The organism is Delftia sp. 60 (genome assembly GCF_002754395.1).
Lineage (GTDB): Bacteria > Pseudomonadota > Gammaproteobacteria > Burkholderiales > Burkholderiaceae_C > Comamonas > Comamonas acidovorans.
This window is the reverse complement of sequence record NZ_PEFD01000001.1, coordinates 6,248,257-6,264,238: the sequence shown is the minus strand read 5'-3', so window position 1 is coordinate 6,264,238 and position 15,982 is coordinate 6,248,257. Positions and strand designations below refer to the sequence as shown.

Sequence of the window (15,982 nt, the reverse complement as noted above, 5' to 3'; positions counted from 1 at the left end):
GCGTTCGGGACACATTGCAGGCCTGTTGTCCTACGCGGCCCCGATGCAGCGTAGCTTCCTGATGAGCACAAATACTCACAAAATCAAGGCTCCTGGCCTCATTCGGCGGCCGTTCCGGGATTTGTGGACGGCAGCGGCATGGCGGTGGAAAACTTGGCGCGCTTGACGCTGAAAAAACTCTTGACATTGCGCACGTTGGCGTCGCCCGTGAATAGCGCGCGGCTCAACTCCAGGTAGGCCGGCATGTCGGGCGCGGCCACCACGAGGATGAAATCAGGCCCGGCCGACACGCGCCAGCACTGCTGCACGGCCTCCAGCGCCACGGCGCGGCGCTCGAAGCTGTCCAGCGAATCACTGTCCTGGCGGTCCAGCGAGACTTCCACGATGGCCTGCAGCCCGTGGCCCAGGGCGGCGGCCAGGCGTTCCGGCTGGAGGATGGCCACCTGCCGCTCGATCAGCCCGGTCTCCTGCAACCGCCGCACGCGGCGCAGGCAGGTGGGCGGCGACAGCTGCAGCAGCGCGGCCAGGGCCTGGTTGCTGCGGCTGGCATCGACCTGCAGCAATTGCAGCAACCGCAGATCGGTGGCGTCCAGTTCTATGGAATTTTGTGTCATTGAATTCTGTGAATTGAAATAATATTTCTTGCGCTGGTTTTGATGAAATATTAGTTCAATAGATAAAGAAATTTGGCGAGAAATTTCTTTTCAACCTGCGTAGCATCCGTCGTCATCTCGAAACAAGGAGCTTGTCCATGTGTGGCATCGTCGCAGCGGTTTCCTTCCGCGATATCGTCCCCGTCCTCGTCCAGGGCCTGCAGCGCCTGGAATATCGCGGCTATGACTCCTGCGGCGTGGCCGTGCAGGCGCTGGACGCCCAGGGCGTGCACAGCCAGGGCCTGCAGCGCGCCCGTTCCACGGCGCGCGTGGCCGAACTCATGGCCCAGGTGCAGCAGGACAAGGTCATCGGCCACACCGGCATTGCCCATACCCGCTGGGCCACGCATGGCGAGCCGGCCGTGCGCAACGCCCATCCGCATTTCAGCCACGGCCCCGGCGTCTCGCCCGTGGCCGATGCCGACCAGCCGGCCCGCGTGGCCCTGGTGCACAACGGCATCATCGAAAACTACGAAGCCCTGCGCGCCGAGCTGCAGTCCAAGGGCTATGTCTTCGCCAGCCAGACCGATACCGAGGTCATCGCCCACCTGGTGGACAGCCTCTACGGCGGTGATCTGTTCGAGGCCGTGCAGGCCGCCACGCAGCGGCTGCATGGTGCCTTCGCCATCGCCGTCATGCACAAGGACGAACCGCAGCGCGTGGTCGGCTCGCGCGCCGGCTCGCCGCTGATCCTGGGCGTGGGCCAGGAGGGCGCCGAGCATTTCCTGGCCAGCGATGCCATGGCCCTGGCCGGCGTGACCGACCAGATCGTCTACCTGGAAGAGGGCGACATCGTGGACCTGCAGCCCGGCCGTTACTGGCTGGTGGGCAAGGGCGGCGAGCGCCTGGCGCCCGAGCAGCGCCCCGTGCGCACCGTGCACGCCCACAGCGGCGCGGCCGAGCTGGGCCCCTACCGCCACTACATGCAAAAGGAAATCTTCGAGCAGCCGCGCGCCATTGCCGACACGCTGGAAGGCGTGCAGGCCATCGTGCCCGAGCTGTTCGACGGCGCGGGCTCGGACGGCAAGGCCGGCACCTCGGCCTGGCGCGTATTCAAGGAAATCGACCGCGTGCTCATCCTGGCCTGCGGCACCAGCTACTACAGCGGCTGCACGGCCAAGTACTGGATCGAAGCGCTGGCCGGCCTGCCCTGCAGCGTGGAAGTGGCCAGCGAGTACCGCTACCGCACCAGCGTTCCCCATCCCAAGACCCTGGTCGTCACCATCAGCCAGTCGGGCGAGACCGCCGACACCCTGGCGGCACTGCGCCACGCGCAGAGCCTGGGCATGAAGCACACGCTGACCGTCTGCAACGTGGCCACCAGCGCCATGGTGCGCGAATGCGAGCTGGCCTACATCACGCGCGCCGGGGTGGAGATCGGCGTGGCCTCCACCAAGGCCTTCACCACCCAGCTGGCGGGCCTGTTCCTGCTGACCCTGGCCCTGGCCCAGTCGCAAGGGCGCCTGAGCGAGGAAAAGGAGCAGCAGTACCTGGCCGCCATGCGCCACCTGCCCGTGGCCCTGCAATCGGTGCTGGCGCTGGAGCCCCAGGTCATCAGCTGGTCCGAGGACTTCGCCAAGCGCGAGAACGCGCTCTTCCTGGGCCGTGGCATCCACTACCCGATTGCGCTGGAAGGCGCGCTCAAGCTCAAGGAAATCAGCTACATCCACGCCGAGGCCTATCCGGCGGGCGAGCTCAAGCACGGCCCGCTGGCCCTGGTGGACAGCGCCATGCCCGTGGTCACGGTCGCGCCCAATGACGAGCTGCTGGAAAAGCTCAAGAGCAACATGCAGGAAGTGCGCGCGCGCGGCGGCGTGCTCTATGTGCTGGCCGATGCCAAGACCAACATCGAGAGCAGCGAAGGCATGCACGTCATCCGCATGCCCGAGAACTACGGCGCCCTGAGCCCCATCCTGCACGTGGTCCCGCTGCAGCTGCTGGCCTACCACACGGCCTGCGCACGCGGCACCGACGTGGACAAGCCGCGCAACCTGGCCAAGAGCGTGACGGTGGAGTGAAGTAGAGGGTTGGGGGCACCAGGGCGCAGGTCGTGACCTGCCCTTGGTCCTTTGTTGTCCCTGTGCGAAATGTCCGTCGGACACCTGGCGGCTGGCCTACCTGCGGTATCGCAACATGGGGCTGCGCACGCTCTGGCCGGTCCTACGGCTGAGCCGCATGTCTGGTCCCACACTGGTTACCAGCGCAGTGCATATCTGCGCTGCAGTCGGGCGCTTCGTTTGACGCGCCTCTTTGACCACCATGTGAAGGAGATACCCATGGCTCAGCAAAACGACCAGCAACAGCAGCAGCAAAACAACCCGCAGCAGCAGAACCCGAACCAGCAAAACCCGGGACAGCAGCAGCAGGACAACCCCCAGCACAAGCAACCTGGCCAGAACCAGCCAGGCCAGCAGCAGCCCAATCAGTCCCGCTGACGGGCTGGGCGGCGTTCCGTTTGACGTGAGGATGGAACCATGAAACAGCTTCTTCCCACGAGAGGCCCGCTGCATCCGGTCCATGTTCCCATGCAGATGGGGCAACCCATCACGGACAGGAACTACAGCCAGATGCAGTGCAAGGCGAACGTCCGCCAACAAGGGCAGCCTTTGCGCCAGCCACAGCAACGCTGATTGATCGCAGCCAGCGCTGGTGCAGCGCTCCCTGGAACCGGCCGCCTTCGGGCGGCTTTTCCGTGTCGAGGGCCTGCCCCTGGCCGGGGCCGCCGAAGATCTCACCGCAAAATGACGCCTTTCCAGCATCAACCCCCAAGGATTTCAACGATGACACTGCAGCGCCCCTGCTTCGTTTTGCCGACCCTGGTGCTCGCCCTGGGATTGTCAGGGTGTGCCGCGCCGCCTTCCAGCGGGCAGCTCGAGAAGGAGGAAGCGGAGCAGGCAAAGACGCTGTGGGTGATCAGCGAAGCCTTGAAGGCCAACATGGCCGTGGTGCTGGTGGCTGATCTGACGCCGCACAAGTCGCTGGCCGACGCCGATGGCATGTCGAAGTGGACTCCCAACGTGGTCTGGACCCATGAGGACAAGCCGGAGATCGTGTTTGGCCGCAAGTTCCAGAACAACGCGCTGCAGCGCGACCCCAAGACCACCTATCTGTTCAAGGCCTTCGAGGTCCATGTGCTGCCGCCGGGCAAGTACCTGATGACGGGGGGTGACGACTACCGTCTCAATGCCCAGCTTGACCAGCTGGGCGCCAAGGCCGGGGCCACCGGCTCAGGCCGCGGCACCCTTGGAACGGCCACGCTGTCGCCGGAAACCTATCGCCAGTTCTATACCGAGATGAACTGGAAGGAGGGCACGACGCACTCGCAAAGCCGGATCGAGAAGTACTGCACCACGGTGCACCGCGCCTCGGGCAATTGCGTGGCCTGGGGCGAGCGCATGGTCACCGACAGCACGCCGGGCATGGCGGCGGGCTACTACCAGGACACGGATTCGCGCGACATTCCCGCACTCAAGGTCCAGGTGCGCGTGCCGCCCAGGCAGGCGCTGGCCAGCTTCACGCTGGAGGGCGGCCAACTGGTGCTGAGCCAGCGTTCGCACCTGAAGACGCCCAGCTACCAGTTCCGACAGGCCGGCTGCCGCAAGGTGGCGGCCGAGAAGGTGGAATGCCCGCTGGAAGACTTCACCGTCCACACACTGCCGCCGCCCATGGAGTTCACGCGCAACTATCTGGCCACGCGCGCCAATCTCAACGCCGAGCAGGAAAAGCTGATGGCACGCCTGGTGCCCATGCAGGTCACCACGCTGGGCCGCCAGGGCGCGGCCGACCCGGTGTGGGGCACGCCGATCTCGCTGCGCAAGGGGCCATGAAGCCGGGGCGCAGCCGGCGCCCGCCTATCGGCGCCGCCGGGTTGCGCACCTTGGCTGAAAGGCTCGCATGCTTGAAGGAGCCAGTCAGCCTCAGTACTTGAACCTGGCACTCACCATCAGCGTGCGCGGGCTGCCGAAGCTCAGCAGCTGCGCGTTCGGTGTGGTGCCCTGGACGTAGTCCTTGTCCAGCAGGTTCTTGATGGCCAGGCTCAGGCCCCATGACTTCGCTTCATAGCCCAGGTTCAGGTCGAGCAGGGTGTACTTGGCCAGGTTGACGAAGGCCGTGCCGCGCTGCGCCGTGCGGGCACCCTGCATGCGCAGGCCTGCGCCCATGTTCCAGCCCAGGCGGTCGGGGTTGAAGTAGTACTGCGTGAAGACGGAGCCCGCGTTCTTGGGCACATGGTTGATGCGCTTGCCGATTTCGCTGGCCGTCAGGCTTTGGGACGTCCGGGCCGAGGGAATGTAGCTGTAGGCGGCCGAGACATTCCATTGCCGCGTCAGCGAGGCGACGACTTCCGCTTCGAAACCCTTGGTGGTCTGCTCGCCGGTCTGGACGGCGTAGCCCAGCGTGGCGTCGTTCTCGGTGACGTTCTTGCGCCGCAGGTCATACACCGCCAGATAGCCTTGCACGCGCCGGTCCAGGGCCTGGAATTTCACGCCCAGTTCGGTCTGCTTGCCCTCTTCGGGATTGAGCAGCGTGCCGTTGATGCCGGCATCCGTCACGGGCATGAAGGAGGTGGAGTAGCTGACGTAGGGTGCCAGGAACTCGCTGGCCTGGTACATCAGCGAGGCGCTGCCCGTGAAGGCGGTGTTGCTGTTGCTGACGGAGCCGCCGGCCAGCCTGTCCTGGATTTCCACGCGCGTCCAGTCATGGCGGCCATTCAGGCCGACGATCCATTTCTCATCGATCTTGATGGTGTTGCGCAGGTACAGGCCCACGTACTGGCTGTAGGTCAGGTTGTGAGAGGGCTTGCCCTCCTTGATGGAGGTGACGCCATAGACCGGGTTGTCGGCGTTGAAGGGGTTGATGTTGTCCACGCGCTGGTAGTAGTCGCTGCGCTCTCGCATCATGTCGATGCCGGCGGTCAGCTCGTAGTTCACGCGGCCGAATCGGAAGTTGCGCTGCAGGTAGTTGTCCAGGGCGATGTTGACGTCCTGCTTGTCCTGGTAGTTGATCTGGCGCGCCACCAGGGGGAACCTGGCATTGGCCGCCGCAAAGACCGAGTTGCTCAGGCTGCTGCCCTTGGTGAGCGCGAAGTTCTGGCGGAACACCCATTCGTTGTCGAAGTAGTGCGCGTAGTTGGCGCCCAGGCGGTAGGAGTCCACCTCGTAGCTGCGGTCGGGTTCGCCGATGAAGACATTGCGCCCGTACTTCTCGTAGTTCTGCGGAATGCCCTGGTTGCGGATGTAGTTGCGGTGCTGGTAGCTGGCGATGACGGACAGCTCGTTCCTGCCGTCCAGGTCGAAGTTGTACGAGCCCGCCAGGTACTGGTTCTTGAAGTAGACGTAGTCCGTGGGATCGTTCTGGTCGGATGCGCGGCCCACGATGCGGAAGGCGCCCTTGCGGCTTCCGTCGGGCGAGTAATTCAGGTCGAAGTTGGCCTCCTTCAATCCATAGCTGCCCACGCTGATGCCGGCGCGCGAGAACGACTCGGCCTGCGGGCGCTTGGTGGTCAGGTTGACCAGGCCGCCCGGCAGGGCCAGGCCGAAGCCCACCGAGGTGGGGCCCTTGACCACTTCGATGGAGCCGATGCCGAAGATGTCCTCGGAGCGCAGCACGTTGGTGGAGGTCTGCGCCCGCAGACCGTCCACATAGGTTTGCGCGCTGGAGATCTGGCCGCGGATGATGAAGTCATCCCAGCCGCGCCGGCCGTACGAGCCGGACGCAACGCCGGCCACGCTTTCCAGCGCCTCGGCCACGGACCTGACCTGTTTTTCCTCGATCTGCCGCTGGGTCACCACGCTGATGGACTGCGCGGTCTCGAACAGCGGCGCATCGGAGCGCAGCACGCCCGTGGTTTTGCGGGCGACGAAGTTGTCTTCGTTGTTCTGCTGCTTCTCGGCCTGGATATGCACGGTTTCCAGTTGCGTGGACGGTGCGTCGGCGGCCTGGGAGAAGGCCATCACGGGGATGGCAGCCAGGGCAAGGCACAGGCAGGAACGGGGCATGCCGGCAATGGGGGGGAGGGTGTGGAAGGAAGAAGGCATGCGCAATGGCCAGTCAATAGAGGAAAAAAGCGTTTGGCGGGGCGTTCGGCGAGGCGATAAGCGGCGGAGATAAGTTCATGGAGGTGATGCGTGATGCGCGGCATCGCATGCGGCTGCGGGCCGGGACAGACACAGAAAAAGGAAAGGCCGGGGGCCGGGCTGGCGCCCGCTCAGAACTCGACCGTGGCGCGCAGCAGCACCTGGCGCGCGTCGCCCATCGAGATGAAGTAGGTGTTGGCGCTCGACGGGTAGTAGGTGCGGTCGAACAGGTTCTTCACGTTGAGCTGAAAGCGCGTCCTGTAGCCGTTGATCCGCGTGTCATACGTGGCAAAGGCATGGGCCACGGTGTAGCCCGGCAGCCAGAAGGAGTTGGCCGAGTCGCCGGGCCGCCTGCCCACGTACTGCAGGCCGCCGCCCACGCGCAGCCGGCCCTCGCCCAGCACACCGCCCAGCACATCGCCCAGCACATCGCCCAGCACATCGCCCAGCACATCGCCCAGGACCTGGCCGAAGTCGTACACGGCCGACAGCGAGGCCGTCTGCCGCGCCACGTTCCACAGCTGGTTGCCCTGGTAGAGCGGGTCCTGCGTGGTCTTGGCATCCACATAGGCAAAGGCCGCGATGGCGCTCCAGTGGCGGCCCAGCTCGCCGGCCACATCCACCTCCAGCCCGCGCGATCGCGCCGCGCCCGAGGTGCGCCAGTCGGTCAGCTTGGTGGCGTCGTTGAACTGCGAGACCAGCACGTTCTTCTTGCGGATGTCGAACAGCGCCAGCGTGCCGGTGAGCTGCCCTGGCAGGTCCAGCTTGGCGCCGGCTTCCCAGGACCGGGCCTCCTCGGGCGCCACGCCCGAGTCGATCACGGTGCCGCTGGCCAGCGGCGCGATGGTGGAGGTGGGCCTGAGTGATTGCGAGTAGTTGCCGTAGAGCGACAGGCCGCCGGCCAGTCGATAGACCAGGCCGGCGCGCGGCAGCCAGGCCGTGCCGTCGGCCTGGGTGTTGGCCTTGAACGGGCGGCCCCGGCCGGCGGTCTGGCGCCAGGTCTGGTAGCGCAGGCCGGTGGTCAGCACCCAGCGGTCGCCCAGGTGAATGGCGTCCTGCAGAAACAGCGACTGGTTGTGCAGCTGGTCCCTCTGGTCGCTGTCGCTGGCCGAGACGGTGGCCGAGGGCTGCTCCAGCCCGTAGGCGGGATTGGTGTAGCTGAAGGTGGAGGTGACGGCCTGGCGCAGCAGGTCGGAGCGGTAGATCAGCCGGTACTCGGCATCGGCGCCGAACTGCAGGTCATGGCGCAGGCCGGCCAGCTGCACGCTGCCGTCCACATAGGCCGAGCCATAGCTGTCGGTGCTGAGTGCGCCGTGCGTGGCGTCGTTGCTGCGCTGCAGGGTGCCGCGCGCGGTGTTCACGCCGTTCACGCGCAGCTGGTTGGCGTCGTAGATCTCGCGGTTGTAGCTCAGGTTCAGGTGGGCGGCCCAGCCGCTGCCCAGGCGGTGGTCCACGGAGAGCTGGGCCAGGTGGGTCTCGCCCGTCATCTGGTTGAAGGGCTCGTCCAGCCGGCGCGTGGCCGGAAGGTCCAGCGGGCGCCGGGTGACCGGGTCCAGCGCCGTGCCGCGATCGAAGGGCGTCAGGTACTTGCGGTACTCGTACCAGAGCACGGCCTGCGTGTCGTCGCCATACCAGGCCAGCGACGGCGCCACCAGCGTCTCGCGGTGCTGGCCGAAGTTGCGCCAGTAGTCCTCGTCCACATGGTCGACGACCAGGCGGTAGGCCAGACCGTTCTCACCGATGGGGCCGGTGGTGTCCAGCGTGGCGCCCGTGCCGTTGCGCCCGCCCGCGTAGCCCGAACCCTGCAGCGACAGCGCCGTGCGCTGGCGCAGCTGCGGCTTCTTGCTGACCACGTTGATCACGCCGCCCGGGTCCATGAGGCCGTACAGCAGCGAGGACGGGCCCTTGATCACTTCCACGCTCTCGGCGGCGGCGTTCATGCCGCGCCCCTGCACCAGAGGCATGCCGTTGTGCATGACGGAGCCGTCGCGGTTGGTGCCGAAACCGCGCTTCATGATGGTGTCCTGCGTGCTGGCCAGGGTGTTGCCCTGGGTGACGCCGCTGACATTGGCCAGCGCCTCGTCCAGGTTGCGCGGGCGCTGGTCGCGGATCACCTGGGCCGGCACCACGTTGACCACCTGCGGGATCTCCAGCACGGGCGCCGTGGTGCGCAGGCTGGAGGCATCGGGCGTGGGCTGGTAGCGCTCGTCGGCATCGACCGGGGCAGGGGCCGCCCGGGCCACGACGCGCACGGCGGGCAGCTCGGTGGCGTCGGCCGCTGCAGCGCCTGCCGTGGCGGGCATGGCCGCCTTGCGCACGATGAATTCACCCGCGCCGCCTTCCACCGCCTCCAGCCCGGAGCCCGCCAGGATGGCCGCAAAGCCCGCGCCCACGGTATAGCTGCCGCGCAGGCCGCCCGACTGCCGCTGGCGCGTGCTGGCCGGGTCATAGGACAGGGCCACGCCTGCGGCCGCCGCAAACTGGCCCAGCACCGAGGCCAGCGGGCCGGCCCCGATCTCATAGGCCCTGGCGGCCTGGCGGGTCTGCGCCAGGGGCTCGGCCGCATGGCCGGGGGCCGCACATGCCACCGCCGCAGCCAGCAGGCAGGTCAGCGCCGCGCGGGCGGGTGTCGGTGTGAAGGGCGTTTGCATTCGGGTTTCCTGGCCATGAACAGCGGTGAGACAAGGGCTTTCATGAAGGGAGCCGAACGAGATCGCAAAAGATGAAAATGGGCCGCGAAGTTTTTTGCGCGGCATGGGGAAATGGCTGACCCTGGCTGGCCCTAGACGGGCACCAGGGTCAGCCAGTAGCGCGACAGGCCGGCCGCGCGCACCGGGAAGGCGCGCGTGATGACGGCCAGCGCCTTGTCCGTGTCGGCCAGCGGAAACACGCCGGACACGCGCAGGCCGGCCACGGCCGGGTCGCAGGCCAGGCGGCCGGGCCGGTAGCGTGCGAGTTCGCGCACCACGTCGTCCAGCCGCCAGCCGTCCACGATGAGGCTGCCGCCCACCCAGCTGACCTGGGCCGGGTCGGCGGCCTGGGCGGGCAGCATGCCGTTGCGGCTGAAGCTGGCCTGCTGGCCGGCCTGCAGCCGCAGGCTGCGGCTGGGATCCTGCAGGGGCTGGATTTCCACGGCGTCCTGCAGCACGCTCACCACGGTGTCACCGCCCTCGCCGCCCTCGCTGCGCACGGTGAAGCGCGTGCCCAGCGCCAGGATGCGGCCCTGCGGCGTGTGCACCATGAACGGGCGGCCATCCTTGGCGCCCGCGCCGGCCCCGGCGAGGGAATGGGCGGTCTGCACCAGGATCTCGCCCTCGCGCAGCACCAGCAGCCGGCGCGTGGGGTCCATTGACACGTCCACCGAGGTCCTGGTGTTCAGCGTCAGCTCGGACCCGTCGGCCAGCGTGACGGTGCGCCGCTCGCCCGTGCCGGTGCGGTAGTCGGCCAGCCAGGAGCGCACGCCGCCCTGCCCGCCGGCCAGCTGCCATGACAGGCCCGCCACGGCCCCGCTGCCCACCAGTGCGCCGATGCCGCGCAGCACCCGGCGGCGGCTGCGCCGGCTGGCCTGCAGCGTGGAGGCGGCCAGGTGGCCCGGCACGCGCTGCAGCATGGACTGCAGGGCGTCGAAATGCCGCCATGCGCGCTGGTGCTCGGGGTGGGCCTCATGCCAGCGCTGCCAGGCGGCACGGTCGGCGTCGGTGGCATCGCCGGAGCACAGGCGCGCGTACCAGGCAATCGCTTCCTGGCGGATGCGGGCCTGTGCCTGGGCTGGGGTGGTGGTGTGGGTGGGCGAATGTGCAGCCGCGTCCAGTGCGCTGTCGCTGTTCGAGGGCAAGACCGTCATGCGCCGTCTGCCACGATGAGGTAGCAGTGCTCCAGCGCCTTGAGCATGTAGTTGTTGACGGTGCGCACGGTCACCTGCAGCCGGGCAGCGATCTGCGCATAGGTCAGGCCTTCGAGCTGCGAGAGGATGAAGGCCTGGCGCACGGCGGGCTTCATGCCGTCGAGCATGGCGTCGATGGCCACCAGGGCCTCCAGCACGATGGCGCGTGCTTCGGGCGAAGGCGCCTGCGGCTCGGGCAGGGCAGCCAGCGATTCCAGATAGGCCCGCTCCAGCGCCCGGCGCCGGTGAAAGTCCACCACCAGGCCGTGCGCGATGGTGGTCAGGTAGGCGCGGGGGTCCACCGGGTCCGCCCGCTCCTTGCGGCCGAGCAGGCGCACGAAGGTGTCGTGGGCCAGGTCGGCGGCATGGTGGGAACAGCCCAGTTTTCTGCGCAGCCAATCGCGCAGCCATCGGTGATGGTCACGATAGAGCGACTGGACCTCGTTGTGCAGCGCGAATTCGCCGGATGACATGCTGACCCCCACCATCGCAAGGAGGATCCCCTTGGCATCAATGACTCAATGCGATTGGTTCTCATTCTATCCGCTGGCGTGCGCACTGCCGGGGCGCCGGGGGCTATCCCCTTTTGCGATGTCGAAGGCCGCCTGCCACCAGGCCTGCAATGGCCAGGGACAGCAGCGCCAGTGAACCAGGTCCGGTGGCCGGCACGGTGGCCGGCGTGGCGGAGGCCGCGGGCACGGCAATCATGATCGGATCGTCGATGCTGCCGGGCGCGGGATCGTTGTCCCCGGTGACACGTGCGGTGGAGGTGCCATCGTTGTCGGTGACCGCAAACCCGATGTTCGCGCCGTTCACGCTTGCATCCCATGGCTGCCATTGCCCGTCCACCAGCTTGTAGAGCACGGCGCCCGGGGGCACTTGCCTGGGCAGCGTGAGCGCCACGCGGAGTGTTCCGCCGTTCGTGCAGCCGGTGGCCTTGAAGGCGATCTGGCCGTACGGAAAGCCGAAGCCCGGGGGGGCGCCGCTGGACGGCGCTGCCGCATTCGTCGGCATGCCATCGAAGCCGCAGTCCGCGCCGGACAGGTGCATCGCCACGGTCCCTGCGGCAAGCTGCAATGAGGCCGAGTCCGCCTGGTAGCTGAACTGTGCCGTCGCGCTTGCGGGGCTGGTGCCCTCGGGGGTCGTTACCGAAACCGCCACGGTGCCCGGGGAACCCGCGGGGGCGGTAGCCGTGATCCGGGTGGCGCTGTCCACCGTGAAGCCCGTGGCTTGGACCGCGCCAAACCGGACCGCGGTCGCTCCCGTGAAGTCGCTGCCGGACAGGATCACCGAGCTGCCTCCCGAGGCTGGGCCGCGTTGCGTGGACAGGCCTGTGATGGCGGGAGCGCCCGCATAGCTGAACCGGGCCGAGCCCGTGACCGCAGAAGTGCCGCCGGGACTGGTCACCGTCAGATCGACGGTCCCGCTGCCGGGGGGTGAAATCGCGGTGAGCTGCGTATCGCTGAGCACCGAAACGCCGCTGGCGTATTGATGGCCGAATTTCACCGTGCTAGCGGCGCTCAGGTGGGTTCCGGTGAGGGTGACCTGTGTGCCTCCCGCGCTCGGGCCCGTCGCCGGGGCCAGCGAGGCGACGGTCGGTGCCTCGGCATAGGTGAAACGGTCTCCGGCGCTGGCGGCGGAGGTGCCGCCGATGGTGGCCACGGTGACATCGACGGTGCCGGCGGCGCCCGCAGGCGCCATGGCGGTGATCTGCGTGTCGCTGAGCACCGTGTAGGCGGCAGCGGCGGCGCCGAACCGCACGGCGCCGGTGGCCGGTGCCGCGGAAAAGCCGGTGCCGGTGAGCGTGACCGCGGTGCCGCCGGCCACTGGCCCCGCGGCGGGGCTGATGGCGGTGAGGGTGGGCGCGGCCACATAGGTGAACCGGTCGGCCGCGCTGGCGGCGGAAGTGCCGCCGACGGTGGCCACGGTGACATCGACGGTGCCGGCAGCGCCCGCGGGCGCCATGGCGGTGATCTGCGTGTCGCTGTGCACCGTGTAGGCGGCGGCGACACCGCCGAACCGCACGGCGCCGGTGGCCGGTGCCGCGGAAAAGCCGGTGCCGGTGAGCGTGACCGCGGTGCCGCCGGCCGTCGGCCCCGCGGCGGGGCTGATGGCGGTGAGGGTGGGCACGGCCACATAGGTGTACCGGTCGGCCGCGCTGGCGGCGGAGGTGCCGCCGATGGTGGCCACGGTGACATCGACGGTGCCGGCGGCGCCCGCAGGCGCCATGGCGGTGATCTGCGTGTCGCTGAGCACCGTGTAGGCGGCAGCGGCGGCGCCGAACCGCACGGCTCCCGTGGCCGGTGCTGCAGCGAATCCCGTGCCGATCAGGGTCACCGGGCTGCCCCCGGCGGTGGGGCCGGCCACGGGGCTGATGGCCGTGATGGCAGGGGCTGCCACATAGGTGAAGCTGCCGCTGGTGGATGCGCCATTGGCGGCGGTCATGAGTTTGATGCCCACGGCACCCGGTGAATGCGCAGGTGATGTCGCCGTGATCTGTGTGTCGCTATCCACCTGGAAGTGAAGCGCGTCCGTATCGCCGAACTGGACGCCGGTGACGTCCAGAAATCCTGTGCCATCGAGCCTGACCGGCGTGCTTCCTGTGGCCGGGCCGGCAGAGGGAAGAATCTGGTTGACGGTCGGCATGGCAATGGCATCCACCTTGACCGCGAATAGATAGCCTAAGGCGCCGGAGGATGCCCCGGGAATGACCCTGGGTCCGAGATAGATGCCGTATCCGGCGCTGCCACTGCAATTGCAGTCGAAGATGATGCGCACAGATGTGTTGGCATACGCAGGGTAGGCACCTGTGAACCTGTAGGTATCGCCGATGGTTTCCTGGTAATCGAGCTGTTGGCAGTTGGCAGAGGCGCTGTCGCAAAGTTTCAGTCGCGGGAATCCGCCGCCAAATACTTCAAAAATGCGAACGGATACATCGGAGATGATGACATTGGTTTCACCCGTCCTGAATTCCTGGTATCTGGGATAGCTGCCGTTCGCCCAGACATTGCCTGTGGCCGCATCGAGAGTGGACAGCAGTGTCCTGATCGTGGCCGCATGGGCACCGGACGCCGATAGAAGGATGGCAAGCAGTACCCATGAGATGGGCAGCCAACGCAGCGCATGGATGGAAAGATGCCTTCTGTTTTTTTCTGGCATGGTGTTCTTGGCTGTTGGATGTCGGGTGGATTGGGGACGGCCGGGCGCGGCCGCCATGCAGGCTGCAAACCGGGCGCGGCTGCCTGCGGCTATCTTGCGGGAGGGGCGGCCCGAAGGCTTGACCGTGCGTTGGTCCGCCGCTTGACCCAGCATCCGGCTCTCAGGCCATGAGCCCGAGAAGCCAGTCTGCGTATTCCACCGATGCCGCCGTGCTGGCGGCGGAGGGTGACATGCGCGCCGCGTGCGCCGCCTCGGCCATGGCCCGCACATCGCTGGGCGTGTGGCCGAACGCGGCGCGGAAGGCGCGGCTGAAGTGCGCCTCGCTGGCAAAGCCCAGGCGTGCGGCCACCTCGGCAATGCGCAGGCGCCGGTAGGCGGGATTGGACAGCGTGTGGAAGGCCCGCTGCAGACGGCGCTGCTGCACATAGCGCATCACGCCGCCCAGGGGCTCGAAGAGGTGGTAGAGCCGGTGGCGCGAAATGCCGAAGCAGCGGCACAGTGCCTCGGGCGAGAGCGGCGTGCCCAGGTTCCGCGCGATATGGCGCTGGATGCGCTCCAGCGTGGCGGCATGCACCTCGGCGCGGGCTTCGGCCAGGGTGCGCTGGCTGGGGCGCAGGCAGGCGGCCAGCATTTGCAGGGTGGCGTGCACCACGTCATCGGCCTGCGCCGGGCCGATGGAGGGCAGGCGCCGGTGCAGTGCGCCCAGGTGGTCTGCCAGCAGGCCGCCGAACAGGCTGTCGGCGGCCAGCACGGTGCCGTGGGGGCCCGGGCCCGGGGACCCGCAGGCAGCCTCGCCCAGCCTGCGGGGAACGATCAGCGAGAGTACATGGGAGTCCTGGGCCACGGTGTGCTGGGTGCGGGCCATGTCGAAGACGACCACGTCACCGGGGCGGACCCGCAGTTCGCTGCCGTCGCCATGCTGGCCCACGAAACCCCCTGCGCGGTACCACTGCACCAGGTAGTGGTCCAGGCCGTCGTGGGCGGCGCGTGCCTGGCCGCGCGAGAAGCGCTGCGCGCCGAAGCGCAGGTCGCCCAGCAGCAATTGGCCCAGGTGGACCGCATGCACCGAGGCATGGAAGCGCCCTGGCGACGCGCCGTGCTCCAGCGGCGCCACGTCGAAAAGCACGGAGATGCTGCTGCGCCACGCCTCGAAGCGGTCTGCCTGCGCCAATTGGTCGGTGGCGAACGTCGTGCTGGGCAGGGCTGTGGCCGGGGGCTGCATTGCGAGGTATCAGCGCAGTAAAAGACAGGACCTGGCAGGACAATCCCGCACGGCGCGGGGTGTTGCCGTGGTCGCCAGGCCGCAACTATACAGGCGCCCCCGGCTGTGTTTCGCAGGAGTCTCGAAGGCGGCACGATGCGCAACAGGGAGCCCGCGGGGACCGGCTGCCGGCCATGCTGGAGCCGGGTCGACGCATCGCAGCTGTCGCTGCGCGGCCTAGGTCAATCCGCCGCCGCCAGCCCGTCGAACGTGGTGCTCGTCACCCAGTCGATGATTTGCGCGTGCGTGTACTGGCCCGATTCCTTGAGCAGGGCCACCACCGGATCGCAGGCCCGCGCGAACAGCGTGTAGAGCACCAGCTCGGCCGGCAGCGCGGGCTGCAGCTGGCCGCTGGTCTGGGCCTCGGTGATCCAGATGCTCAGGCGGTTGCTCAGGGCGATCAGCCGGTCCATGTAGGCATCGTTGGATTGCAGGGAGGCGCTGAGGTTGGAGTTCTGCGCCGGCAGGGAGGGCATCTCGCCTTCCAGCTGGGTCTGCATGGCCCAGCACGTCACGGCCTTGAGCTGGTCCAGCGGGCGCACCGGCGTGCCGGCCTCGGCGGCCTGGGCCGCCGTGTCGCGCAGGCCGTCCACAAAGGCCAGGGCGCGGTCCAGCACGCCCACCATGGCGGCGCCCGCCAGTTCTTCCTTGGAGGTGAACAGCTTGTACAGGCTGGCCTTGGCCATGCCGGCCTCGGCCGCGACCTCGTCCACCGTCATGGCGTCGTAGCCCTTGGTGGCCAGCAGCCGGTTGACGGCCGCCACGATGGCCTGCTCGCGCACGCGCTGTATCTGTTCTTTGATGGAGGAGCGGCTAGTCATAGCGATATTTTAGACCTCGCAGGTCATATCTGATACCAAATAGTGCAAAGCGGGTATGTTTGGTTTATAGTTTGAACTCATCAGTTCACGATTTGGTCTTTGTGGTCTAGTCGGGCTGTTCAACCAAGAAG

The 15,982-nt window shown here is 67.6% G+C and carries 11 protein-coding genes; 3 read left to right on the top strand and 8 right to left on the bottom strand.

Annotated elements, in window-relative coordinates; translation table 11 throughout:
* Window positions 1–98 precede the first annotated feature (98 nt).
* A complete protein-coding gene (locus CLV01_RS28140) occupies window positions 99–614 on the bottom strand; it encodes an Lrp/AsnC family transcriptional regulator (protein ID WP_065347279.1) in 516 nt (171 codons plus the stop codon).
* A 137-nt stretch (window positions 615–751) separates the two neighbouring features.
* Here CLV01_RS28140 and glmS point away from each other — a divergent pair, with 137 nt between their 5' ends.
* The 3 genes from glmS (at window position 752) to CLV01_RS28125 (ending at window position 4,480) form a co-directional block, all read left to right on the top strand.
* The gene (gene glmS, locus CLV01_RS28135; RefSeq protein ID WP_099732679.1) at window positions 752–2,671 is read left to right on the top strand and encodes a glutamine--fructose-6-phosphate transaminase (isomerizing); all 1,920 of its coding nucleotides are present in this window, start codon (window positions 752–754) and stop codon (window positions 2,669–2,671) included.
* 258 nt (window positions 2,672–2,929) lie between these two features.
* Complete coding sequence (locus tag CLV01_RS29280; protein WP_180288463.1) at window positions 2,930–3,088, top strand: hypothetical protein; 159 nt, start codon at window positions 2,930–2,932, stop codon at window positions 3,086–3,088.
* 345 nt (window positions 3,089–3,433) lie between these two features.
* Window positions 3,434–4,480, top strand: coding sequence for a hypothetical protein (locus CLV01_RS28125; protein WP_099732680.1), 1,047 nt, complete (start codon window positions 3,434–3,436; stop codon window positions 4,478–4,480).
* Window positions 4,481–4,570: 90 nt separating this feature from the next.
* Here CLV01_RS28125 and CLV01_RS28120 read toward each other — a convergent pair whose 3' ends face one another.
* The 7 genes from CLV01_RS28120 to CLV01_RS28090 all read right to left on the bottom strand — a co-directional run bounded on the left by CLV01_RS28120 (window position 4,571) and on the right by CLV01_RS28090 (window position 15,851).
* Window positions 4,571–6,649: a TonB-dependent siderophore receptor gene (locus CLV01_RS28120; RefSeq protein ID WP_257221551.1), complete on the bottom strand. Its 2,079-nt coding sequence runs from the start codon at window positions 6,647–6,649 to the stop codon at window positions 4,571–4,573.
* A 209-nt stretch (window positions 6,650–6,858) separates the two neighbouring features.
* Entirely contained in the window at window positions 6,859–9,378 is a 2,520-nt protein-coding gene (locus tag CLV01_RS28115) for a TonB-dependent siderophore receptor (RefSeq protein ID WP_099732682.1), read from the bottom strand.
* A 131-nt stretch (window positions 9,379–9,509) separates the two neighbouring features.
* The gene (locus CLV01_RS28110) at window positions 9,510–10,571 is read right to left on the bottom strand and encodes a FecR domain-containing protein (RefSeq protein WP_099732683.1); all 1,062 of its coding nucleotides are present in this window, start codon (window positions 10,569–10,571) and stop codon (window positions 9,510–9,512) included.
* The gene (locus CLV01_RS28105) at window positions 10,568–11,083 is read right to left on the bottom strand and encodes a sigma-70 family RNA polymerase sigma factor (RefSeq protein WP_012207690.1); all 516 of its coding nucleotides are present in this window, start codon (window positions 11,081–11,083) and stop codon (window positions 10,568–10,570) included. Before CLV01_RS28105 ends, CLV01_RS28110 begins: the two co-directional genes overlap by 4 nt.
* 103 nt (window positions 11,084–11,186) lie before the next feature.
* On the bottom strand, window positions 11,187–13,256 hold the full coding sequence (locus tag CLV01_RS29790; RefSeq protein WP_306563459.1) for an IPT/TIG domain-containing protein: 2,070 nt from the start codon (window positions 13,254–13,256) through the stop codon (window positions 11,187–11,189).
* A 673-nt stretch (window positions 13,257–13,929) separates the two neighbouring features.
* Window positions 13,930–14,991, bottom strand: a complete 1,062-nt coding sequence (locus CLV01_RS28095; protein WP_099732686.1) for a helix-turn-helix domain-containing protein — start codon at window positions 14,989–14,991, stop codon at window positions 13,930–13,932.
* A 221-nt stretch (window positions 14,992–15,212) separates the two neighbouring features.
* Window positions 15,213–15,851: a TetR/AcrR family transcriptional regulator gene (locus CLV01_RS28090; protein ID WP_034397292.1), complete on the bottom strand. Its 639-nt coding sequence runs from the start codon at window positions 15,849–15,851 to the stop codon at window positions 15,213–15,215.
* Between the last annotated feature and the right edge of the window lie 131 nt (window positions 15,852–15,982).

Bases quoted from the DNA above. Each gene is read 5' to 3' on its own strand.
- CLV01_RS28140 (WP_065347279.1), bottom strand. From the start codon at position 614: ATGACACAAAATTCCATAGAACTGGACGCCACCGATCTGCGGTTGCTG.
- glmS (WP_099732679.1), top strand. From the start codon at position 752: ATGTGTGGCATCGTCGCAGCGGTTTCCTTCCGCGATATCGTCCCCGTC.
- CLV01_RS29280 (WP_180288463.1), top strand. From the start codon at position 2,930: ATGGCTCAGCAAAACGACCAGCAACAGCAGCAGCAAAACAACCCGCAG.
- CLV01_RS28125 (WP_099732680.1), top strand. From the start codon at position 3,434: ATGACACTGCAGCGCCCCTGCTTCGTTTTGCCGACCCTGGTGCTCGCC.
- CLV01_RS28120 (WP_257221551.1), bottom strand. From the start codon at position 6,649: ATGCCCCGTTCCTGCCTGTGCCTTGCCCTGGCTGCCATCCCCGTGATG.
- CLV01_RS28115 (WP_099732682.1), bottom strand. From the start codon at position 9,378: ATGCAAACGCCCTTCACACCGACACCCGCCCGCGCGGCGCTGACCTGC.
- CLV01_RS28110 (WP_099732683.1), bottom strand. From the start codon at position 10,571: ATGACGGTCTTGCCCTCGAACAGCGACAGCGCACTGGACGCGGCTGCA.
- CLV01_RS28105 (WP_012207690.1), bottom strand. From the start codon at position 11,083: ATGTCATCCGGCGAATTCGCGCTGCACAACGAGGTCCAGTCGCTCTAT.
- CLV01_RS29790 (WP_306563459.1), bottom strand. From the start codon at position 13,256: ATGCCGACCGTCAACCAGATTCTTCCCTCTGCCGGCCCGGCCACAGGA.
- CLV01_RS28095 (WP_099732686.1), bottom strand. From the start codon at position 14,991: ATGCAGCCCCCGGCCACAGCCCTGCCCAGCACGACGTTCGCCACCGAC.
- CLV01_RS28090 (WP_034397292.1), bottom strand. From the start codon at position 15,851: ATGACTAGCCGCTCCTCCATCAAAGAACAGATACAGCGCGTGCGCGAG.